Source organism: Serratia sp. TSO36 (assembly GCF_057808395.1).
Genome location: NZ_JBJZOU010000009.1, coordinates 29203 through 49994, shown reverse-complemented (window position 1 = coordinate 49994; position 20792 = coordinate 29203). Strand labels below are relative to the sequence as shown.

Sequence of the window (20792 nt, the reverse complement as noted above, 5' to 3'; positions counted from 1 at the left end):
ATGTTGGGAAAATTAACACTTGATGCGGTTCCGTACCACGAACCGATCATCATGGTCACCGTAGCCGCAATTATTGTCGGGGGCCTGGCAGTGCTGGCGCTGCTGACATATTTCGGCAAATGGAAGTGGTTGTGGAGCGAATGGCTGACTTCGGTCGACCATAAAAAAATTGGTATCATGTACATCATCGTGGCGATGGTCATGCTGCTGCGCGGCTTCGCCGACGCCATCATGATGCGTAGCCAGCAGGCGTTGGCGTCCGCCGGCGAAGCCGGGTTCCTGCCGCCGCACCACTACGACCAAATCTTCACCGCGCACGGCGTTATCATGATCTTCTTCATGGCGATGCCTTTCGTGGTCGGCCTGATGAACGTCGTGGTGCCGCTGCAAATCGGTGCGCGCGACGTCGCCTTCCCGTTCCTGAACTCCCTGAGCTTCTGGTTCTTCGTGGTGGGCGTTGTGCTGATCAACATCTCCCTGGGGGTCGGTGAGTTCGCTCAGACCGGTTGGCTGGCGTATCCGCCGCTGTCGGGTAAAGAGTACAGTCCTGGCGTCGGGGTCGATTACTGGATCTGGAGTCTGCAGATTTCCGGTCTGGGTACCCTGCTGACCGGCGTGAACTTCTTCGCCACCATTCTGAAGATGCGTGCCCCAGGCATGCCTATGATGAAGATGCCGGTGTTCACCTGGGCGGCGCTGTGTACCAACGTCCTGATCATCGTTTCTTTCCCAATTCTGACCGTCACCATCGCGCTGCTGACCCTGGATCGCTATCTGGGCACCCATTTCTTCACCAATGATATGGGCGGCAACATGATGATGTACATCAACCTGATTTGGGCCTGGGGTCACCCAGAGGTGTATATCCTGGTTCTGCCGGTGTTCGGCGTGTTCTCCGAAGTCACCGCGACCTTCTCCAGAAAACGCCTGTTCGGCTATACCTCACTGGTATGGGCAACCATCGCGATCACCGTTCTGTCGTTCATCGTCTGGCTGCACCACTTCTTTACCATGGGGTCCGGCGCGAACGTTAACGCCTTCTTCGGTATCGCCACCATGATCATTTCCATCCCGACCGGGGTGAAAATCTTCAACTGGCTGTTCACCATGTATCAGGGCCGTATCAAGCTCAACTCCGCGATGCTGTGGACCGTTGGCTTCATCATCACCTTCTCCGTAGGTGGTATGACCGGCGTTCTGCTGGCGGTGCCGGGCGCGAACTTCGTGCTGCACAACAGCCTGTTCCTGATCGCTCACTTCCACAACGTCATCATCGGCGGCGTGGTGTTCGGTTGCTTCGCGGGCCTGACCTACTGGTTCCCGAAATCCTTCGGCTTCACGCTGAACGAAAAATGGGGCATCCGCGCGTTCTGGTTCTGGATCATCGGCTTCTTCACCGCCTTCATGCCGCTGTACGCATTGGGCTTTATGGGCATGACCCGTCGTATCAGCCAGAACATCAACCCTGAGTTCCACCCTCTGCTGCTGGTTGCAGCCGGCGGTGCGGCGCTGATCGCCTGCGGCATCCTGTGCCAGCTGATCCAGATCTTCGTCAGTATCCGTGACCGCGAACAGAACCGCGATCTGACCGGTGACCCATGGGGTGCTCGTACTCTGGAGTGGTCAACCTCGTCTCCACCGCCGTTCTATAACTTTGCCGTAGTGCCGCAGATTCATGACCGTGATGAATTCTGGGACATGAAAGAAAAAGGCGAAGCGTATAAGAAACCGGCTAAATACGAACCGATTCATATGCCTAAGAACACCGGCGCCGGCGTTATCATCGCCTTCTTCAGCCTGGTATTCGGTTTCGCAATGATTTGGGAAATCTGGTGGATGGCTCTGGCCGGCTTCATCGGTATGATCGTTGTCTGGATCGGCAAGAGCTTCGATCACGATGTTGACTACTATGTGCAGGTTGATGAAATCGAGCGCATTGAGAACCAACACTACGAACAAATCCGTAAAGCAGGCGTGAACCATGTCAACTGAAACTCTGACCAATCATAACGCAGCCCATGCAGAGCATGGGCACCACGACGCGGGAGAGACCAAAGTCTTCGGATTCTGGATCTACCTGATGAGCGACTGTATTTTGTTTGCGAGCTTGTTCGCGACTTATGCAGTCCTGGTGAACGGGACCGCTGGCGGTCCCTCAGGTAAAGACATCTTCGACCTGAAGTTTGTCCTGGTCGAAACTTTCCTGCTGTTGTTCAGCTCCATCACCTACGGCATGGCGATGATCGCCATGAACAAGGGTAAAGTTGGCGGTGTAAACACCTGGCTGTTCCTGACCTTCCTGTTTGGTCTGGGCTTCGTGGCGATGGAAATCTATGAATTCCATCATCTGATCGCCGAAGGCTTCGGTCCGGATCGCAGCGCGTTCCTGTCCAGCTTCTTCGCGCTGGTCGGCACCCACGGTCTGCACGTAACTTCCGGCCTGATTTGGATCATCGTGCTGATGATTCAGGTGAGCAAGTTCGGCCTGACCGAGACCAACAAAACCCGCCTGATGTGCCTGAGCCTGTTCTGGCACTTCCTGGACGTGGTCTGGATCTGCGTATTTACCGTTGTCTACCTGCTGGGGGTTATGTAATGAGCCATTCATCCCATGAAACCTCTCACGGCGGCGCAAGCCACGGCAGCGTGAAGTCATACCTGATCGGCTTTATTCTGTCGATCATCCTGACGGTAATTCCATTTGCGATGGTAATGAACGGCACTGCCTCTCATTCCACCATCCTGGCGGTTGTTGTCGGCATGGCGGTTATCCAGGTGATTGTTCACCTGGTTTACTTCCTGCACATGAACACCTCATCGGAAGAGCGCTGGAACCTGGTGGCATTGCTGTTCACCGCTATGATCATCGGTATCGTTGTTGTAGGTTCACTCTGGATTATGTACAACCTCAACATCAATATGATGGTCGATTAAGAGCTGAGCTGCACGTGATGATTAAGCAATACCTGCAAGTCACTAAACCAGGAATTATTTTCGGCAATTTAATTTCTGTCGTTGGGGGATTCCTGCTCGCTTCCAAAGGGAGCATCGACTATCCCCTGTTTCTCGCCACCCTGGTGGGTGTCTCGTTGGTGGTCGCGTCGGGCTGTGTGTTTAACAACTACATCGACCGCGACATCGACAAGAAAATGGAGAGAACGAAGAATCGGGTGCTGGTAAAAGGCCTGATCGCGCCGAGTGTCACCCTGGTTTATGCGACCGTTCTGGGTATTGTGGGCTTCGCGTTGCTGTATATCGCGGCCAACCCGCTGGCCATGTGGCTGGCGGTGATGGGCTTCGTGGTTTATGTCGGCGTTTACAGCCTGTACATGAAACGCCACTCGGTCTACGGCACGCTGATCGGCAGCCTGTCGGGCGCCGCGCCGCCGGTTATCGGCTACTGCGCGGTAACCAACGAGTTCGACGCCGGGGCATTGATCCTGCTGGCTATCTTTAGCCTGTGGCAGATGCCGCATTCTTATGCGATCGCTATCTTCCGCTTTAAAGATTACCAGGCGGCCAACATTCCGGTGCTGCCGGTGGTGAAAGGCATTTCCGTCGCCAAGAACCACATCACGGTCTACATCCTGGCATTTATGATCGCCACGCTGATGCTGACCCTGGTGGGCTACGCCGGCTACAAATACCTGATCGTCGCTGCGGCGGTGAGCGTCTGGTGGCTGGGCATGGCGCTGCGCGGTTACAAAACCGAAAACGACAGCGTCTGGGCGCGTAAACTGTTCGTGTTCTCCATCGTCGCCATCACCTCGCTGAGCGTGATGATGTCGATCGACTTCAGCGCCACGGCGGCGCCTGAAGCGCTGGTGACCTACGTTTGGTAAGCCAAATCATCTGTGAATGGGCCGCTTTTGCGGCCCATTTTATTTGTCACGCCGAAAAGCGGCCGAACTGTAATATCTGTTAAACAACATTCGATTTACCCCCCCTGCCCTGCACACTAAAATGACGCAGCTTTACAGAAATCATGCCATCAGGCGCTGTCTCAACGTCTGATGGCATGGTTTTTACCGAGGTTTGATGTGAACGATAATTCAATGACCCCGCAGGAGCGCCGCGCCACCTGGGGATTAGGCACCGTATTCTCCCTGCGCATGCTCGGCATGTTTATGGTACTGCCGGTGCTGACCACCTACGGCATGGCGCTCAACGGCGCCAGCGAAGCGCTGATCGGCATCGCCATCGGCATCTACGGCCTGGCGCAGGCGGTGTTTCAAATCCCGTTCGGCCTGGTGTCCGATCGCATCGGTCGCAAGCCGCTGATCGTCGGCGGCCTGCTGATCTTTGCCCTCGGCAGCGTGATCGCCGCCGCTACCGACTCGATCTGGGGCGTGATCCTCGGCCGCGCGCTACAAGGCTCCGGCGCCATCGCCGCCGCAGTAATGGCGCTGCTCTCCGATCTGACCCGCGAGCAGAACCGTACCAAGGCGATGGCGTTTATCGGCGTCAGCTTCGGTATCACCTTCGCCATCGCCATGGTATTGGGCCCTATCATCACCCACGCCTTAGGCCTGCATGCGCTGTTCTGGATGATCGCCGTACTGGCGCTGGCCGGCATTGTCATCACCCTGGCGGTGGTGCCTTCCGCCGACACTCACCTGCTGAACCGCGAGTCCAGCATCGTGCGCGGCAGCTTCCGCAAGGTGCTGAGCAACTCGCGCCTGCTGAAGCTCAACTTCGGCATCATGTGCCTGCATATCCTGCTGATGTCGAGCTTCGTGGCGCTGCCGCTGGCGATGGAAAAAGCCGGGCTGGCGGCCAGCGAGCACTGGATCGTCTACCTGGTCACCATGCTGGTGTCGTTCGCCGCCGTGGTGCCTTTCATCATCTATGCCGAAAAATATCGCCGCATGAAACAGGTGTTTATGGGCTGCGTGGCGGTGCTGTTCTGCGCCGAAGTGTTGCTGTGGCTCTCCGGCGCGCGCCTGTGGGGCATCATCGCCGGCGTTCAGCTGTTCTTCATAGCCTTCAACGTGATGGAAGCCATTCTGCCTTCGCTGATCAGCAAAGAATCGCCGGCCGGCTACAAGGGCACAGCGATGGGGGTCTACTCCACCAGCCAGTTTATCGGCGTGGCGATCGGCGGCAGCCTCGGCGGCTGGCTATACGGGTTGCAGGGCGCAGGGCTGGTGTTTATCGCCGGCGCCGTGTTGGCCGCGGTCTGGTTCCTGGTCAGCAGCACCATGAAAGAGCCGCCGTATGTCAGCAGCCTGCGCATTACGCTGTCGGAACTGGCGGTAAAGGATTCGGCGCTGGAAAGCCGCCTGAAGGCGCAGCCCGGCGTGGCCGAAGCGATCGTGGTGCCGGAAGAGCGCAGCGCCTACGTCAAGGTGGATACCAAGCAGACCAATCGCGGTCAGCTGGAAGCGCTGGTCAATTCGCTATAAAGCATCAGGGCCGGCAATGCCGGCCCCGTAGAGATTAATCGCGGAAGTTCTTGAACTGGAACGGCTGCCCCAGATCGCCGCCGCGCACCAGCGCCATCACGCTCTGCAAATCGTCGCGTGACTTGCCGGTCACCCGCACTTCTTCGCCCTGGATCTGCGCCTGCACCTTCAGCTTGCTGTCTTTGATCAGCTTGACGATTTTCTTCGCCACAGAGGTTTCAATCCCCTGCTTCAGCTTGGCTTCCACGCTGTAGGTTTTACCGCTGTGGGTAAACTCTTCCGGGATCTCCAGCGCGGCGCCGTCGATGCTGCGCTTGCTCAGCTTTTCGCGCAGAATGTCGAGCAGCTGCTGTACCTGGAAATCAGACTCGCTGGCAACCTTGATGCTTTGGTCTTTCTCGTTTAGCTCAAAGCTGGCCGGCACGTTGCGAAAATCCCAGCGGGTGCCGAGATCGCGGGTGGCGTTCTCAACGGCGTTACGCACTTCCTGCATATCAATTTCGGAAACGATGTCGAAAGATGGCATACTTCTTCCTCCTGAATGAGTGCCTAATAGCTTAGGCGATTTTGATGCCGAGCATGATAACCGCTTTGCCGCCTCAGACAAAATCTGCTGAACGCACGCAGGGATAGCGCTTCGGGCTGCCATAAAGCCTATAGTTAATTCACGGTAATTGAGCGGTATTCCCGTGTTTCCAAGGAGACTGAATGAAAATAACCATTCTTGGTTGCGGCGCGCTCGGACAACTGTGGCTCTCCCGGCTGTATCAGCAGGGCCACGATGTGCAGGGATGGCTAAGAGTGCCTCAGCCTTTTTGCGCGGTGAACGTGATAGAGCCGGAAGGCGTCTCGTTCAATCGCAATTTGCCCACCAACGATCCGCAGCACCTCGCGCAGAGCGAGCTGCTGCTGGTGACGCTGAAAGCCTGGCAGGTGTCCAGCGCGGTCAGCGCGCTGCTGCCGAAGCTGAACCCCCAGTGCGCCATTTTGCTGCTGCACAACGGCATGGGCACCCAGGAGGAGCTGCCGCCGAACGGCCAGCCGATCCTGCAGGGCACCACCACCCACGCCGCGCGCCACGAAGGCAGCACCATTATTCACGTCGCCACCGGCATCACCCACATTGGCCCCACCTCGCCGGCCGCCCAACACCTCAGCCACCTGGCGGAAGTGCTGCATCAGGCGCTGCCCGACGTCGCCTGGCATAACAACATCGCCTCGGCCAACTGGCGCAAGCTGGCGGTCAACTGCGTGATCAACCCGCTGACGGCGCTGTACGGCTGCCGCAACGGCGATCTGCAGCGCTACCCGGAACAGATCGAAACGCTGTGCCGTGAAGTCGCCTGCGTGATGGCAATAGAGGGCTACCACACCTCCTGTGAAGGCCTGATGCAATACGTGATGGACGTGATCCACAGCACCGCCGACAACGTTTCGTCGATGCTGCAGGATATCCGCAGCCAGCGGCACACCGAGATCGACTACATCACCGGTTACCTGCTGCGCCGCGCGCGCAGCCACGGCCTCACGCTGCCGGAGAATGCGCGGCTGTTTGAACTGATTAAACGAAAGGAAAATGAATATGAGCGTATCGGCGCTGGTCTGCCTGGCACCTGGTAGCGAAGAAATCGAAGCCGTCACCACCCTCGATCTGCTGGTGCGGGCGGGCGTAAAAGTCACTACCGCCAGCGTTGCCGGCGACGGCGAGCTGACTATCGTCTGTTCGCGCGGCGTCAAGCTGCTGGCCGACGCGCCGCTGGTGGCGATCGTCGATGAGCCGTTCGACGCCATCGTGCTGCCCGGCGGCCTGAAAGGCGCAGAATGCTTCCGCGACAGCCCGCTGCTGGTGGAAAAGGTGCGGCAGATGCATCTGCAGGGCAACATTGTCGCCGCCATCTGCGCGGCCCCGGCGCTGGTGCTGCAGCATCACGATCTGTTCCCGATCGGCAACATGACCGGCTTCCCGGGCCTGAAAGACCAGATACCGGCGGATAAATGGATGGAGCGCCGCGTGGTGTACGACGCGCGCGTCAACCTGCTCACCAGCCAGGGGCCGGGCACCGCGATGGAGTTCGCGCTGAAGCTGATAGACCTGCTGCTCGGCAAGGCCAAGGCGGCGGAGATCGCCGCACAGCTGGTGCTGATCCCCGGGATGTACGATTATCGCGACAGTGAAGAAAACTGAATCAGCGATCGTAAACACGGGGCGCAGATCCGCGCCCCGTATCGCGTCAAAAACTGAGCTGGCTGGAGAAGCCCAAAACCAGACGCTCACTCGGCAGCGCGCCGGGTTTGATCACCGGCGTGCCGGCGAAAATGTCCGCAGCAAAACGCCCCTGATTCACCTGCAGGCCAATGACGCTCCCCGCCAACTGGCCGCCTTCCCCCTGTTGTTTGGCCAACTGCCCGTAGTCGAATCCAATATAGGGTTGCAGCATGTCACGTTCCAACGTCAGCGTATTGCGCAGATACCCTCCGCTGCTGCCGATCAATTTGCTGTCGCCGCTAAACCCGCGCACCGTAGAACGGTCGCCGATAAACGACTTATCCTGGATCGGCTGTGCGGCGCTCGCCCATTGCCCCGATAACTCCCCGAGATAACGCAGACGATGACCAAATGCATTGAAGGGTTTCAGCATACTGCCGCCCGCTCGCAGCTGCTGTTCGGCATGTGAGCTCCCCTTCCCGACCCCGGCAAGGGCGTCGGCGGTCAGCGCGATTTGCGCACGGGCGCCATAATAAAGATGGCTGACGCCCAGCTTCAGGCTGGTTAGCCGTGCGCTCTGCAAGGCAATCTCCGTGTCATTGAGGTAATAGCGGTAATGACGTTGCAGCAGTTGCGCATTCAACGACGTTTTCTCATTCATCCCGCGCGCCAACGTATAGTCAGCCTGCAGCCCCCAATACTGCGAACGGCCGTTATAGCGATAATCGGTGAAGTTGCCGGCGAAAGTCTGGTGATAGCGGCTGTCTCCGCCCAACGCGCTGAAGCGCCAGTATCCCCAAGGCAAGCTATAGTACAGGGCGCGGCTTTCATTGCCTTTGCCCGGCGGCGCCAGAATGCTGCGCGCCATCGACAGGTAAAAAACGTCGCCCAAGGCGGTCAGATTATCGAGATACAGCGCGCCGCCGGTCTGATAACGCCCCGTAGAACGAACGCCAGCGTCATCCGCCCAGGCGGTAAAACGCCAATATTTATCCTGTTGGCGCAGGATCTTGATATCGCTTTCGCCAGCTCGTTCGCCCGGAGCAATGCGGATATCGCTGATGACGCCCGGTATCCCCCCCATGTTCTCCAGCCCTTGCTCGATGCTACGCAAATTCAGCACATCGCCGGCCGCAATGGGAAAAAGCGCATCGGGGCGGAAATAGGCGCTGCTGCCCGCCTGCATTTTCAGCTGACCGATGCGGCCATAATGCACACGAACCTTCAGTATCCCTGCCGGTACCTCTTGAACGTCGAGCTGCACCCGCGAAGTGATATAGCCTTGCGCTATCAGCGCGTTTTGCAGCTTTTTGCGCAACCTCGCCAACCCTTTCTCCCCCATACAGCGGCCACGGGCAGTATGCGCCAACTGTTTGAAAGCCGTGAGGCGTAGCGGCGCCGTCGCCGTTTCGACTTTATCGATCATCCAACACGGAGATTCGCTGATAAATATGTCCGCTTGCGCGTTTTGCTCCGGCTGCGGCGACAAAACAGGAGGGGTGGACGGTAACAGTTTGCGTTGCGTATCGCCGATGAGGCTTTCCTGGCTAACGCGTTGTTTGACCGGCGCCGGCGTGGCTTCAGCGCGGCTGCAACAGCTGAACAGCACGCCCAGACAAAGAATAAGACATTCCCTTTTCATGCTCTCTCATCCATTCCCCCACCCTTGGGTGGGGGAAACGTTTGTCACATCCAATAAGACCAACCGTAAGGCCAGCCGAAACCGCCGTATCCCCAACCCCAGCTATTCGCGGGCTTGTTGATGTCGCGGCCGTTGTTGGTGACCGCGCCGGACGTGGAGCGCATCGTGCCTGAGTTGTTGAAAGAGACGCCGCGATGGCTGATATCGCCATAGGCTTCAATCCTGCCGTAGTTGCTGAAACTGGTGTCCGACAAGCTGATGGAAGAAGCGCGAGAAACGATGCTTCCGCGGTTGGTGATGGACGTTCCCTGGATCGCCGCGCCGTTTTGGGCTTCGATCACGCCATTGCCGGCGTTGAACAAGCTGGTGGCGTTGAGTTGTAAAGCCTGCGCGGATTGAATGCCGCCGGTATTGTCGACGCGGGTCGCCCGCAGTGTCAGCGCGCCGTTTTGCGTTTTGACGCTGCCGCGATTGTTCAGTTGGGTCGCATTCAGCCGTATTGCCCCGCCCTCGATGCGGCCGATATTGTCCAGCTGCGTTGCCGTCAGGGAGGCCGAACGCGCACTCACGTTCTTTTCATTTTGCAGCCGGGTAGCGCTGATGTTCAATTGCCCCTGTGAAGCGATATTTCCTTGATTGACCAGCGAGTCGGTACTGATGTCAGCGCCACCGTTTTTCGCCTGAATCTGACCGCGGTTGGCGATACCGACGGAAGCGCGAGATACGTTTTGAGCGCCGTTGCCAATTTGCACGCGTTCATCACTTCCCGCATCGGTTTGGATACTGACGATGCTGACATTGTTCAACGCGGCGCCGGCGTTGGAGCCCGCCCCATTGGCATTGCCACTATTGACGCCTACGCCGTTTTCATTGGCGACCAGCCTAATCTTGTTGGCATACATTCCCCCCAACTCGGCGACGTCGATCAATACTTCAGGCTTATCTTTAGACGCTTCAACGCTATTGAAGCGGGATAGATCTGCCGAAACCGTTTTTTTCCCCGCCGAGACTAACAGGGCGTCCGCATGAACCGCCGCGCTGATTTCCGCCGTGCGCGCAATAACAGCCGTATAATCGACATCGCCCTTCGTCAAGCCCTCCCCCTCGACTCGAATATTGCCTTGATTAACGTGGTAGCCGTTAAAAGCGCCGTCCTTGAACTGCAAATCGGCGGTAGTTAATACGCCGTTGCGGGCATTAATAAAACCGCAACCGTTGCAGGTAATGCCGGATTTATTGGCAATGACAACATCGGCACGTTGCCCGGCGACTTCTACCATCCCCTTCAAAATACTTTTATTTACCGAATTCACTTCATTCAGAATTACCTTAGCTGCACGGCCCTCTAACTGAGCGTTCCCCGCAACGGTTCCGGCCAATGACGTATTCGCGCCCGCAAGGCTGTTATTTAAAATAGCGCCCTGAGCGCCAACGTCGAACTGCGTGTAAACATTATGCGAGACACCGTCCGCGCCCGCACGATTGATATTCACCACCGGCACCTGATTGATATGGTCAACCGATGCGCCCCCCGCCTGAGGTGCTATTTGCGCCAACAGCGGCGCGCTGGGCAACAGCAACGCCGCTGCCGACAACAGCAATGTCGTCTTATTCATTTTCATTAATCGCTCTCCTTAAATAACGTTATCCATCCCTGCCAACCATTAACTGACGTTCAGACTAATGGCGAAAAACATTAATGGCCATAGGGATATACTCCTTTGCAATGTGCATTACCCTGATAACCATAAAATACGAATGGCTTATGCTCAGCAAAAATATAATTTGCACAGTAAGAGAAAAATATGTGCAATCAAATGCCAATACACAATTTCAATAGGGAGTCAGCAGATAAACGCCGACAGGGCTGCCAGCGTTCGATAACAATAATATCCATACCATCAAATAAAAAAATCAATAGATATTTAATATATTGACTGAAATGATTTTGATAAAAAAAACCAAGTTAAGTGTATTATTTAAAAAACGGCGTAATAAGCAGGGTTATTTGGCGGGAAAATGCGCTTTGAAAGAAAACGGCCGGCGTCTGGCGGCGCCGGCGGATAAATTACGGACGATAAACCTTCACGTTGCTGAAGCCTTGCTCCAGCAGGTACAGCGCCTGCAGGCGGCTCATCACGCCGCGCTCGCAGTACAGCAGGTAGGTTTTGCTCTGGTCCAGATCGCCGAACTGGGTGCTCAGCTTGTAGAACGGCAGCGCTTTCACTTCAACCTGTTCCAGCTGCAGCGGCTTCTCTTCCTGCTCGTCGTTGGAGCGGATATCCAGGATCACCTCGTCGGCGCCGAAGGCCGCGACGGTTTCCACCTCGGTCACCTGCTCCTGCGCCTGCTCGGCGATGGAGCGGATATCGACGTTCTTCGCTTCGCTCACCACCCGGTCGAGAATGCTGAAATCGAAGTGGCTCTCTTCCTCTTCGATCTTGGCCTTGATGGCTTTCACCGTCGGGCTCTTCGAAATCACGCCGCAGTATTCCGGCATGGTTTTGGCGAAGTCTTCGGTGCCGATTTCGCGCGCCAGCTTGATGATGTGTTCTTTATCGTGCGAGATCAGCGGACGCAGGATCAGGGTATCGGACGCGTTGTCGATCAAGCGCAGGTTGGTCAGCGTCTGGCTGGAGACCTGCCCCAACGCTTCGCCGGTCACCAGCGCCTGCACGCCGTAGCGTTCGGCCACTTGCGAAGCGGCGCGCACCATCATGCGCTTGAGCACCACGCCCATCTGGCCGTCGTCAATCTTCTCCAGGATCTCACCCACCACCGGCTCGAAATCGATGGCGACGAAGCGCACCTTGTGCGAGCTGGCGAAGCGATTCCACAGGTAGTGCGCCACCTGCTTCACGCCGATCTCGTGCGCGGCGCCGCCCAGGTTGAAGAAGCAGAAGTGCACGCGACAGCCGCGACGCATCAGCATGTAGCTGGACACGCCCGAGTCGAAACCGCCGGAAATCAGCGACATTACGTCTTCCTGGGTGCCGACCGGGTAACCGCCGATGCCTTCGAGGCGGCGTTTGACCAGCATCAGCTTGTCGTCTTCGATCTCCAGGTTTACCGTGACCTGCGGGCGGGTCAGGTTAACGCGCGCGCTCTCGATATGCTGGTTCAGACCGCCGCCGACATAGCGCTCCACGTCCTGCGAGTTGAACGCCTGCTTGCCGCGGCGCTTGACGCGCACGCAGAAGGTTTTGCCTTCCAGCTGGGCGCGGTAGGCTTCCAGCGTCTGCTCGAAGATGTGGTGGATATCGGTATAAGCGCGATCTTCCACTTCCAGAATATGGTGGATGCCGGGAATGCGCGTCAGGGCGTCGGCGATGACCGGCCGCTGGTTTTCATCTTTGGCGCGAACTTCGATATGATCCCAGTGACGGACGACCGCCAGCGTTTCATCATACTGCTTCAGGACGTTGCGAATATTGGTCGAGAGAATCTTGATAAAGCGCAAGCGCACAGATTGGCTCTTGATGGTGATTTCCGGGAACAATTTAATGATAAACTTCATGGCGGTCTTTGTTGTCAGATAAGAATTACGGCGCGGAGTATATCACCATATCGCCGCGCTCTGCGCACAAAACCATACATGAGCGCCATGATTTGCTAATCAAGATCCGCTAGGATAGGCTCTGGCGCCACGGTTCACATGATGACGTAAAAAGAAAATTATGCCGAAAAAACCAGCACAATCAGCCAGTACAGAGCAAACAGCCAGCTTTGAAAGCGCCCTCGGCGAGCTGGAAAGCATCGTGACGCGTCTGGAATCAGGCGAACTGCCGCTGGAAGACGCGCTGAACGAATTCGAACGCGGCGTGCAGCTGGCGCGTCAGGGCCAGCAGAAACTGCAACAGGCGGAACAGCGTGTGCAGATACTTCTTAACGACAGCGCCGACGACGCGGCGCTGGCGCCTTTCACACCGGATGCCGAGTAACCGACATGTCTGAGATCGCCCCAGCGGCCGCTTTTGCCGATCAACTGCAGATTTTCCGCCAGCGCGCCGATCGCGCGCTGCTGGACTTCATCGCCCCGCTGCCGTTCAACGACGGCAACATGGTGGCGGCGATGCGTCATGGCGCCTTGCTGGGCGGCAAGCGCCTGCGCCCGTTCCTGGTCTACACTACAGGCCAGATGTTCGGCGTGTCGTTGGCCAACCTGGACGCGCCGGCGGCGGCGGTGGAATGCATTCACGCCTACTCGCTGATCCACGACGATCTGCCGGCGATGGACGACGACGATCTGCGACGCGGCCAGCCGACCTGCCACATTAAATTCGGCGAAGCCAACGCGATCCTGGCCGGCGATGCGCTGCAAACGCTGGCGTTTTCAATCCTGGCCGATGCCGAAATGCCTGACGTAGCGTTGCGCGATCGGCTGGCGATGGTCTCCGAACTGGCGACCGCCAGCGGCGTAGCCGGCATGTGCGGCGGTCAATCGCTGGATCTGGAAGCCGAAGGCAAGCGCGTCGACCTGCAGGCGCTGGAGCAGATCCACCGCCACAAAACCGGCGCGCTGATCCGCGCGGCGGTGCGTCTGGGCGCACTGAGCGCCGGCGAAGCCGGGCGAGCGGCGCTGCCGCAGCTGGATCGTTACGCCGCCGCGGTTGGCCTGGCGTTCCAGGTGCAGGATGACATTTTGGACGTTGTCGGCGAGACTGAAAAAATCGGCAAGCGCCAGGGAGCGGACCAACAACACGGAAAGAGTACCTACCCGGCGTTGCTCGGGCTTGACAGCGCGAAAGCAAAAGCGTGGGATCTCTATCAGGAAGCATTAGCTGCATTAGACACTTTGGCAGCGCAATCTTATAACACAGCGCCATTGCGAGCGTTAGCCAGCTTCATTATTGAACGCGACAATTAACGTGTGACGTTAACTCCTCTGATATGAGTATCGAATGAGTCTTGATATAGCCAAATACCCAACCCTGGCGCTAGCGGAAAACCCCGAGGAACTCCGCTCACTGCCCAAAGAGAGCTTGCCGAAGCTGTGCGATGAGCTGCGGCAATACCTGCTGAACAGCGTCAGTCGCTCCAGCGGCCACTTTGCCTCCGGGCTGGGTACCGTCGAACTGACGGTGGCGTTGCATTTCGTCTACAACACGCCGTTCGATCACCTGGTGTGGGACGTCGGCCACCAGGCCTACCCGCACAAAATTCTGACCGGCCGCCGCGACCGTATCGCCACCATTCGGCAAAAGAACGGCCTGCACCCCTTCCCGTGGCGCGCCGAAAGCGAATACGACGTGCTGTCGGTCGGCCACTCGTCGACCTCGATCAGCGCCGGCCTCGGCATGGCGGTGGCGGCGGAACGTGAAGGCAAAGGCCGCCGCACGGTGTGCGTGATCGGCGACGGCGCCATCACCGCCGGCATGGCGTTCGAAGCGATGAACCACGCCGGCGACATCAACCCGGACATGCTGGTGGTGCTGAACGACAACGAGATGTCGATATCGGAAAACGTCGGCGCGCTGAACAACCACCTGGCGCAGCTGCTGTCCGGCAAGCTTTACTCCACCCTGCGCGAAGGCGGCAAGAAAGTGCTGGCCGGCGTGCCGCCGATCAAGGAGCTGGTGAAACGCACCGAAGAGCACCTGAAAGGCATGGTGGTGCCGGGCACGCTGTTCGAAGAGCTGGGCTTCAACTATATCGGCCCGGTAGACGGGCACGACGTGCAGGGGCTGGTCGCCACGTTGAAAAACATGCGCGATCTGAAAGGCCCGCAGCTGTTGCACATCATGACCAAGAAAGGCCGCGGTTACGCGCCGGCGGAGAAGGATCCGATCAGCTTCCACGCGGTGCCGAAGTTCGATCCCGCCAGCGGCACGCTGCCGAAAAGCGCCGGCGGTCTGCCGACCTATTCGAAAATCTTCGGCGACTGGCTGTGTGAAACCGCCGCCAAAGACAGCTCGCTGATGGCGATCACGCCGGCGATGCGCGAAGGCTCCGGCATGGTGCAGTTCTCTCGTGACTACCCGCAGCAATATTTCGACGTGGCGATTGCCGAGCAGCATGCGGTCACCTTCGCCGCCGGGCTGGCGATCGGCGGCTACAAGCCGGTGGTGGCGATCTATTCCACCTTCCTGCAACGCGCCTACGATCAGCTGATCCACGATGTGGCGATCCAAAACCTGCCGGTGATGTTCGCCATCGATCGCGGCGGCATCGTCGGCGCCGACGGCCAGACTCACCAGGGGGCGTTCGATCTGTCGTTCATGCGCTGCATCCCGACCATGGTGATCATGACGCCGAGCGACGAGAACGAATGCCGCCAGATGCTGTACACCAGCTATCACTACAACGACGGCCCGAGCGCCGTGCGCTATCCGCGCGGCACCGGCACCGGCGCGGCGCTGGAGCCGCTCAACCTGCTGCCGATCGGCAAAGGCGTGGTGCGCCGCCAGGGGGAAAAGATCGCCATTCTCAACTTCGGCACCCTGCTGCCGGAGGCCGCGCAAGCGGCGGAGGCGCTCAACGCCACGCTGGTCGACATGCGCTTCGTCAAACCGCTGGACGAGCAGCTGGTGCTCGAACTGGCCGCCAGCCATGAAACGCTGGTCACGCTGGAAGAGAACGCCATCATGGGCGGCGCCGGCAGCGGCGTCAACGAACTGCTGATGGCCAAACGCCGTCCGGTGCCGGTGCTGAACCTCGGCCTGCCGGACAGCTTTGTCTCGCAGGGCAGCCAGGAAGAACTGCGCGCCGATCTGGGGCTGGACGCCGCCGGCATTCAGCGCCAAATCGAAACCTGGCTGGCGCAGTAATCGCCACTCGCACCTGAAAGAACGCCTCCGCTCTCGGGGGCGTTTTCGTTTCCGCCCTCCGGGATCCACGCTACAGTTACTGTCTGAGCTTTCGAATGGGAGGCAAGCATGAAGTACCTTAAACTGGGCAACACCGATCTGAACGTCTCGCGCATCTGCCTGGGTTGCATGACCTACGGCGAACCGAACCGCGGCAATCACGCCTGGACGCTGCCGGAAGAGAGCAGCCGCCCGCTGCTGAAACAGGCGCTGGAAGCCGGCATCAACTTTTTCGATACCGCCAACAGCTATTCCGACGGCAGCAGCGAGGAGATCCTCGGCCGGGCGCTGCGCGACTATGCGCGCCGCGAAGACGTGGTGGTCGCCACCAAGGTGTATTTCCCGCTGAGCAACCTGGAGCGCGGTTTGTCGCGCGCCAACATCATGCAATCCATCGACGACAGCCTGCGGCGCCTGGGCACCGACTATGTCGATTTGCTGCAAATCCACCGCTGGGATAACGAAACGCCGCTGGAAGAGACGCTGGAAGCGCTGCACGACGTGGTGAAAGCCGGCAAGGCGCGTTACATCGGCGCCTCCTCGATGTACGCCTGGCAGTTCGCCAAGGCGCTGTATACCGCCGATCTGCACGGCTGGACGCGCTTTGTCAGCATGCAGGATCAATACAACCTGATTCAGCGCGAAGAAGAGCGCGAAATGCATCCGTTGTGTACCGCCGAAGGCATCGCCGTGCTGCCGTGGAGCCCGCTGGCGCGCGGCCGCCTGACCCGCCCCTGGGGCGAAACCACCGCGCGGCTGGTTTCCGACCAGTTCGGCAAGAGCCTGTACGAGGAAACTGAAGGCATCGACGCCATCATCGCCGAGCGCGTCGCCAGCCTCGCCGACGAACGTGGCGTTTCACGCGCGCAGATCGCGCTGGCCTGGCTGCTGAATAAGCCGGCGGTCAGCGCGCCGATCGTCGGCGCTTCACGCAGCGAGCAGTTGGATGACGCCATCGCCGCGGTCGATTTGAGTTTGTCGCCGCAAGAGGTCGCAGAACTGGAGACGGCTTACGTGCCGCATCGGGTGACGGGATTTGAATAAGAGAAGCGGGCGCAAAACGGCGCGCCCGTCTGTCAGAACAGCCCGATCGGCCAGTGGTGCCCAATCAGGTAGATGATGCCGGCGGACAGCACGCCGGCGATGATATCGTCGACCATGATGCCCATGCCGCCATGCACGTTGCGGTCGAACCAGCGGATCGGCCACGGCTTCCACATGTCGAGAATGCGGAAGATAACGAAACCGGCGGCGACCCAGCGCCAGTCGTTAACCGGCAGCGCCATCAGCGTGATCCACATGCCGACGAACTCGTCCCAGACGATGCTGCCGTGATCGTGCACCTTCATGTCTTTTGCCGTGCGGTGGCAAATATAGACGCCGATGCAGATGCTGAACATCACCGTCAGCGAGTAGAGCTGCCACGGCAGCTGGATCAGCAGCAGCCAAAACGGGATCGCCGCCAGCGATCCCATGGTGCCCGGCATCACCGGCGACAAACCGCTGCCAAACCCGGTGGCCAGCAGGTGCCACGGATTGCTCATCCGCAGCCGGCGCTTGGCTTCATCCATGGGTGCCCGGCTCCGCGTTGAAATGATCGAACCCAGCCCAGTCCAGCTCTACCGCCTCATCGTCGCGATAATAGCGGATGCCTTCAGACAGCGGGCCAATTTGGCCGATGCAGGTGTAGTCGGCCCCGAGGTGGCTCAACGCCACTTCCAGCGCGCCGCGGTTGATCTCCGGCACGGTGAAGCACAGCTCGTAATCTTCGCCGCCCGCCAGCGCCCAGCGCAGCGCCTGCTCGGCATCGGCGTGGCTGCTCAGCGCCTGCGACATCGGCAGCTCGTCCAGCACGATGCGTGCGCCACAGTCGCTGGCCTTAAGGATATGCTTCAGATCGGAAATCAGGCCGTCGGAGATGTCGATCGCCGAGCTGGCCAGATCGCGCAGCGCCTGCCCCTGCAACACCCGCGGCTGCGGCCGCAGATGGCGAGCGACCAAATAATCGCGCGCCGTCGTTTCCGTCACCGCCAAACGATCCTGCAGGATAGCCAACCCGGCGGCGCTGTCGCCCAGCGTGCCGGTCACATAGATCCAGTCGCCGATGCGCGCGCCGCTGCGGGTCAGCGCCCGGCCGGCCGGGATCAGCCCCTGGATGGTCAGCGTCATGCTCAGCGGCCCGCGCGTGGTATCGCCGCCGATCAGCTGCATGCCGTAATAGTTGAGCTGATCGAACAGGCTGTCGCTGAAGGCCTTCAGCCAGGATTCGTTCACTTCAGGCAGGGTCAGCGCCAGCGAAAGCCAGGCCGGATCGGCGCCCATCGCCGCCAGATCGCTCAGATTGACCGCCAACGCCTTATAGCCGAGATCTGCCGGATCGATGTCCGGCAGAAAGTGCACGCCCGCCACCAGCGTATCGGTACTGACGGCCACCAGCTGTTTTTCCGGCACTGCCAGCAGTGCGCAGTCATCTCCAATGCCCAACTGTACATCCCGGCGCACACGCTTGAACCGGTCAAAATAGCGGGCAATGAGGTCAAATTCGCCGCATGCCATATCGATATTCCACTAGAAGAAATTAAGGCCGGGAATGCCGGCCTTAATGTTTTACTTTTTCTTGCGAAGGGTTGGCGCCACTTTATCCAGCACCCCGTTCACAAACTTGTGGCTGTCTTCCGCGCCGAAGGTTTTCGCCAGTTCGATCGCTTCGTTGATCGCCACCTTGTAAGGGACATCCTCGCGCATTTTCAGTTCAAACAGCGCGACGCGCAGCACCGCGCGCTCCACCTGGCCCAACTCTTCGAGCTGACGCGACAGGTAAGGCGCCATCAGTTCGTCCAGCATACCTGCATTCACTGCCGCGCCGGACAGCAACTCGCGAAAATAGGTGACGTCAACATCTTTGACATCCTGCTCCGTCAGGAACTGGTGTTCAACATCGGCAAGGTCGTTTTTAGACAACTGCCAAGAGTAAAGCGCTTGAACAGCGCACTCACGAGCGCGGCGACGAGCAGCAGGTTTCACGGAATTCCCCTTAACTAAATTCAGGCTTTAATAGCTTTGATAACATTAATCATTTCAAGTGCGGTCAGCGCGGCTTCAGCGCCCTTGTTGCCCGCTTTGGTGCCGGCGCGTTCGATCGCCTGCTCGATGCTTTCGGTGGTCAGCACGCCAAAAGCAACCGGGATTTCGGCATTCATCGCAACGTTGCCGATGCCGGAGCTGGCTTCGCCCGCCACATATTCGAAGTGCGCGGTGCCCCCACGGATAACGGTGCCCAGCGCGATAACCGCGTCGTATTTGCCGGTTTTGGCCAATACGCTCGCCGTCAGCGGCAGCTCGTAAGCGCCCGGGACCCAGACAACGGTGATGTTGTCGTCAGCAACCTGACCAATGCGTTTCAACGCATCGATCGCGCCTTCCAGCAGGCTGTCGTTGATGAAATTGTTAAAACGTGCAATTGCGATCGCCACACGGGCCTTTGGAGTAGCAACAACACCTTCGATAACTTTCATGGGCTTTCCTTAAAAATGGGTTCAATACCCCGCAGGGGGGCGGATTCTATCATATTCTTTCATCGCCTGCGCGGCGCTTTTGTAAAGCCGGCGCGCGGGCGCGAGATTCAGTGTTTCGCCCGCAGGCGCAAACGCAGATCGGGGCCGACCTGGCGCACGTCGCTAAAGACGAATTCCGGCGCATCGGCCAACCGCTCCAGGCCCGGCAGGTGGCACAGGCCACGGCCATTATCGCCCAACAGTTTCGGCGCGATGTACAAAATGAGCTCATCCACCAGGCCGGCCTGCAGCAGCGCACCGGCCAGCGATGCGCCCGCCTCCACCCAGATTGAATTCACCTGGCGCTTGGCCAACAGCATCATCATCACCACCAGATCGACGCCGCCGCCGTGCGCCGGGCAGATAAACTGCTCGACGTCTTGCGGCCAGGCCTGTTCATCCGCCTGCAGGCGCGCCAGCCAAGTGGCGCCCGGCTGCTGCACCACACGGTGCTGCGGAGTAATGCGATTTTGGCTGTCGAGCAGGATGCGCAGCGGCTGGCGCAGATTGTCGCGCGGATAGAGGCGCTGCGTCTCGGCGTCCAATTCATCCCAACGCACCGTCAGCGACGGATCGTCCGCCAGCACGGTGGCGCTGGTGCTGAGAATGGCGGCGCTCTGCGCGCGCAGGCGCTGCACGTCCTGACGCGCTTCGGGAGAGGTGATCCACTGGCTCTCGCCGGAGGCCATCGCCGTGCGGCCGTCCAGCGACGCGCCCAGCTTCAGCTGCACGTAAGGGAAACCGGTGCGCATGCGCTTGAGGAAGCCCAGGTTGACCGCTTCGGCCTCGGCCAGCATCAGGCCGTGCCGCACCTCGACGCCGGCCTGCTGCAGCTTGTACAGCCCGCGCCCCGCCACCTGCGGATTGGGATCTTGCATCGCCGCGACCACCCGGGTTACGCCGGCGGCCACCAGCGCATCGGCGCAGGGCGGCGTGCGGCCGTAATGGCTGCACGGCTCGAGCGTGACATAGGCGGTGGCGCCGCGCGCCTTGTCGCCCGCCATGCGCAGCGCGTGCACTTCCGCGTGCGGCTCGCCGGCGCGCAGATGATAGCCTTCACCGACAATTTCGCCGTCGCGCACGATAACGCAGCCGACGTTCGGATTGGGTGCGGTGGTAAAACGCCCCAGCCGCGCCAGTTCGAAGGCGCGCGCCATATAAAGTTCGTCGTGATGCATG

The 20792-nt window shown here is 59.2% G+C and carries 20 protein-coding genes; 11 read left to right on the top strand and 9 right to left on the bottom strand.

Going from position 1 to position 20792, the window contains the following annotated elements:
- The 5 genes from cyoB (at position 1) to ACK3CV_RS05550 (ending at position 5405) form a co-directional block, all read left to right on the top strand.
- Positions 1–1992: a cytochrome o ubiquinol oxidase subunit I gene (cyoB, locus tag ACK3CV_RS05570; protein WP_033637313.1), complete on the top strand. Its 1992-nt coding sequence runs from the start codon at positions 1–3 to the stop codon at positions 1990–1992.
- Positions 1982–2596, top strand: coding sequence for a cytochrome o ubiquinol oxidase subunit III (locus ACK3CV_RS05565; RefSeq protein ID WP_164038810.1), 615 nt, complete (start codon positions 1982–1984; stop codon positions 2594–2596). Before cyoB ends, ACK3CV_RS05565 begins: the two co-directional genes overlap by 11 nt.
- A complete protein-coding gene (locus ACK3CV_RS05560) occupies positions 2596–2934 on the top strand; it encodes a cytochrome o ubiquinol oxidase subunit IV (RefSeq protein WP_004940369.1) in 339 nt (112 codons plus the stop codon). The genes ACK3CV_RS05565 and ACK3CV_RS05560 overlap by 1 nt, the downstream gene beginning before the upstream one ends.
- A 17-nt stretch (positions 2935–2951) precedes the next feature.
- Positions 2952–3842 (top strand): heme o synthase, encoded by an 891-nt coding sequence (cyoE, locus tag ACK3CV_RS05555; RefSeq protein WP_019454196.1) that lies wholly within the window; start codon positions 2952–2954, stop codon positions 3840–3842.
- 198 nt (positions 3843–4040) lie between these two features.
- Positions 4041–5405 (top strand): MFS transporter, encoded by a 1365-nt coding sequence (locus ACK3CV_RS05550; RefSeq protein WP_033653267.1) that lies wholly within the window; start codon positions 4041–4043, stop codon positions 5403–5405.
- 34 nt (positions 5406–5439) lie between these two features.
- Here the strand turns inward: ACK3CV_RS05550 and ACK3CV_RS05545 are convergent, their stop codons facing one another.
- Positions 5440–5931 carry a YajQ family cyclic di-GMP-binding protein gene (locus ACK3CV_RS05545; RefSeq protein ID WP_033637310.1) on the bottom strand — a complete coding sequence of 164 codons (492 nt, stop codon included), beginning with the start codon at positions 5929–5931 and terminating at the stop codon, positions 5440–5442.
- 182 nt (positions 5932–6113) lie between these two features.
- On the opposite strand from ACK3CV_RS05545, the gene panE reads away from it, so the two are divergent.
- Both panE and yajL read left to right on the top strand, forming a co-directional pair.
- A complete protein-coding gene (gene panE / locus ACK3CV_RS05540; protein WP_164141173.1) occupies positions 6114–7025 on the top strand; it encodes a 2-dehydropantoate 2-reductase in 912 nt (303 codons plus the stop codon).
- Positions 6988–7590 carry a protein deglycase YajL gene (gene yajL / locus ACK3CV_RS05535; protein WP_033647310.1) on the top strand — a complete coding sequence of 201 codons (603 nt, stop codon included), beginning with the start codon at positions 6988–6990 and terminating at the stop codon, positions 7588–7590. Before panE ends, yajL begins: the two co-directional genes overlap by 38 nt.
- 46 nt (positions 7591–7636) lie before the next feature.
- Here yajL and ACK3CV_RS05530 read toward each other — a convergent pair whose 3' ends face one another.
- From ACK3CV_RS05530 to thiI, 3 genes are all read right to left on the bottom strand, one after another.
- Positions 7637–9253 (bottom strand): ShlB/FhaC/HecB family hemolysin secretion/activation protein, encoded by a 1617-nt coding sequence (locus ACK3CV_RS05530; protein WP_164038815.1) that lies wholly within the window; start codon positions 9251–9253, stop codon positions 7637–7639.
- Between the two features lie 44 nt (positions 9254–9297).
- Positions 9298–10875 carry a filamentous hemagglutinin N-terminal domain-containing protein gene (locus ACK3CV_RS05525; RefSeq protein WP_103829801.1) on the bottom strand — a complete coding sequence of 526 codons (1578 nt, stop codon included), beginning with the start codon at positions 10873–10875 and terminating at the stop codon, positions 9298–9300.
- 446 nt (positions 10876–11321) lie between these two features.
- Complete coding sequence (gene thiI / locus ACK3CV_RS05520) at positions 11322–12770, bottom strand: tRNA uracil 4-sulfurtransferase ThiI (protein WP_047569033.1); 1449 nt, start codon at positions 12768–12770, stop codon at positions 11322–11324.
- A gap of 160 nt (positions 12771–12930) precedes the next feature.
- On the opposite strand from thiI, the gene xseB reads away from it, so the two are divergent.
- The 4 genes from xseB (at position 12931) to ACK3CV_RS05500 (ending at position 17103) form a co-directional block, all read left to right on the top strand.
- On the top strand, positions 12931–13194 hold the full coding sequence (xseB, locus tag ACK3CV_RS05515) for an exodeoxyribonuclease VII small subunit (protein ID WP_015376838.1): 264 nt from the start codon (positions 12931–12933) through the stop codon (positions 13192–13194).
- A 5-nt stretch (positions 13195–13199) separates the two neighbouring features.
- Entirely contained in the window at positions 13200–14120 is a 921-nt protein-coding gene (ispA, locus tag ACK3CV_RS05510; RefSeq protein ID WP_033637304.1) for a (2E,6E)-farnesyl diphosphate synthase, read from the top strand.
- A 34-nt stretch (positions 14121–14154) separates the two neighbouring features.
- On the top strand, positions 14155–16020 hold the full coding sequence (gene dxs / locus ACK3CV_RS05505) for a 1-deoxy-D-xylulose-5-phosphate synthase (RefSeq protein WP_164038819.1): 1866 nt from the start codon (positions 14155–14157) through the stop codon (positions 16018–16020).
- Between the two features lie 108 nt (positions 16021–16128).
- Positions 16129–17103, top strand: a complete 975-nt coding sequence (locus ACK3CV_RS05500) for an aldo/keto reductase (RefSeq protein WP_164038821.1) — start codon at positions 16129–16131, stop codon at positions 17101–17103.
- Between the two features lie 32 nt (positions 17104–17135).
- On the opposite strand, the gene pgpA is transcribed toward ACK3CV_RS05500, so the two are convergent.
- From pgpA to ribD, 5 genes are all read right to left on the bottom strand, one after another.
- Positions 17136–17630, bottom strand: coding sequence for a phosphatidylglycerophosphatase A (gene pgpA, locus ACK3CV_RS05495; RefSeq protein WP_033634010.1), 495 nt, complete (start codon positions 17628–17630; stop codon positions 17136–17138).
- Positions 17623–18615, bottom strand: coding sequence for a thiamine-phosphate kinase (gene thiL, locus ACK3CV_RS05490; protein ID WP_033637301.1), 993 nt, complete (start codon positions 18613–18615; stop codon positions 17623–17625). Before thiL ends, pgpA begins: the two co-directional genes overlap by 8 nt.
- Positions 18616–18666: 51 nt before the next feature.
- Positions 18667–19083, bottom strand: coding sequence for a transcription antitermination factor NusB (gene nusB / locus ACK3CV_RS05485; protein ID WP_033637300.1), 417 nt, complete (start codon positions 19081–19083; stop codon positions 18667–18669).
- A gap of 20 nt (positions 19084–19103) precedes the next feature.
- Entirely contained in the window at positions 19104–19574 is a 471-nt protein-coding gene (ribH, locus tag ACK3CV_RS05480) for a 6,7-dimethyl-8-ribityllumazine synthase (RefSeq protein WP_033637299.1), read from the bottom strand.
- A 107-nt stretch (positions 19575–19681) separates the two neighbouring features.
- Positions 19682–20791, bottom strand: coding sequence for a bifunctional diaminohydroxyphosphoribosylaminopyrimidine deaminase/5-amino-6-(5-phosphoribosylamino)uracil reductase RibD (gene ribD / locus ACK3CV_RS05475; RefSeq protein ID WP_164038824.1), 1110 nt, complete (start codon positions 20789–20791; stop codon positions 19682–19684).
- Position 20792 lies beyond the last annotated feature (1 nt).

Excerpts from the sequence above, each read along its gene's own strand:
- ACK3CV_RS05560 (WP_004940369.1), top strand. The coding sequence starts at position 2,596 with ATGAGCCATTCATCCCATGAAACCTCTCACGGCGGCGCAAGCCACGGC.
- thiI (WP_047569033.1), bottom strand. The coding sequence starts at position 12,770 with ATGAAGTTTATCATTAAATTGTTCCCGGAAATCACCATCAAGAGCCAA.
- ispA (WP_033637304.1), top strand. The coding sequence starts at position 13,200 with ATGTCTGAGATCGCCCCAGCGGCCGCTTTTGCCGATCAACTGCAGATT.
- ribH (WP_033637299.1), bottom strand. The coding sequence starts at position 19,574 with ATGAAAGTTATCGAAGGTGTTGTTGCTACTCCAAAGGCCCGTGTGGCG.
- ACK3CV_RS05525 (WP_103829801.1), bottom strand. The coding sequence starts at position 10,875 with ATGAAAATGAATAAGACGACATTGCTGTTGTCGGCAGCGGCGTTGCTG.
- ACK3CV_RS05530 (WP_164038815.1), bottom strand. The coding sequence starts at position 9,253 with ATGAAAAGGGAATGTCTTATTCTTTGTCTGGGCGTGCTGTTCAGCTGT.
- cyoB (WP_033637313.1), top strand. The coding sequence starts at position 1 with ATGTTGGGAAAATTAACACTTGATGCGGTTCCGTACCACGAACCGATC.
- thiL (WP_033637301.1), bottom strand. The coding sequence starts at position 18,615 with ATGGCATGCGGCGAATTTGACCTCATTGCCCGCTATTTTGACCGGTTC.
- panE (WP_164141173.1), top strand. The coding sequence starts at position 6,114 with ATGAAAATAACCATTCTTGGTTGCGGCGCGCTCGGACAACTGTGGCTC.
- dxs (WP_164038819.1), top strand. The coding sequence starts at position 14,155 with ATGAGTCTTGATATAGCCAAATACCCAACCCTGGCGCTAGCGGAAAAC.
- ACK3CV_RS05500 (WP_164038821.1), top strand. The coding sequence starts at position 16,129 with ATGAAGTACCTTAAACTGGGCAACACCGATCTGAACGTCTCGCGCATC.
- yajL (WP_033647310.1), top strand. The coding sequence starts at position 6,988 with ATGAGCGTATCGGCGCTGGTCTGCCTGGCACCTGGTAGCGAAGAAATC.
- cyoE (WP_019454196.1), top strand. The coding sequence starts at position 2,952 with ATGATTAAGCAATACCTGCAAGTCACTAAACCAGGAATTATTTTCGGC.
- ACK3CV_RS05545 (WP_033637310.1), bottom strand. The coding sequence starts at position 5,931 with ATGCCATCTTTCGACATCGTTTCCGAAATTGATATGCAGGAAGTGCGT.
- ribD (WP_164038824.1), bottom strand. The coding sequence starts at position 20,791 with ATGCATCACGACGAACTTTATATGGCGCGCGCCTTCGAACTGGCGCGG.
- ACK3CV_RS05565 (WP_164038810.1), top strand. The coding sequence starts at position 1,982 with ATGTCAACTGAAACTCTGACCAATCATAACGCAGCCCATGCAGAGCAT.
- pgpA (WP_033634010.1), bottom strand. The coding sequence starts at position 17,630 with ATGGATGAAGCCAAGCGCCGGCTGCGGATGAGCAATCCGTGGCACCTG.
- xseB (WP_015376838.1), top strand. The coding sequence starts at position 12,931 with ATGCCGAAAAAACCAGCACAATCAGCCAGTACAGAGCAAACAGCCAGC.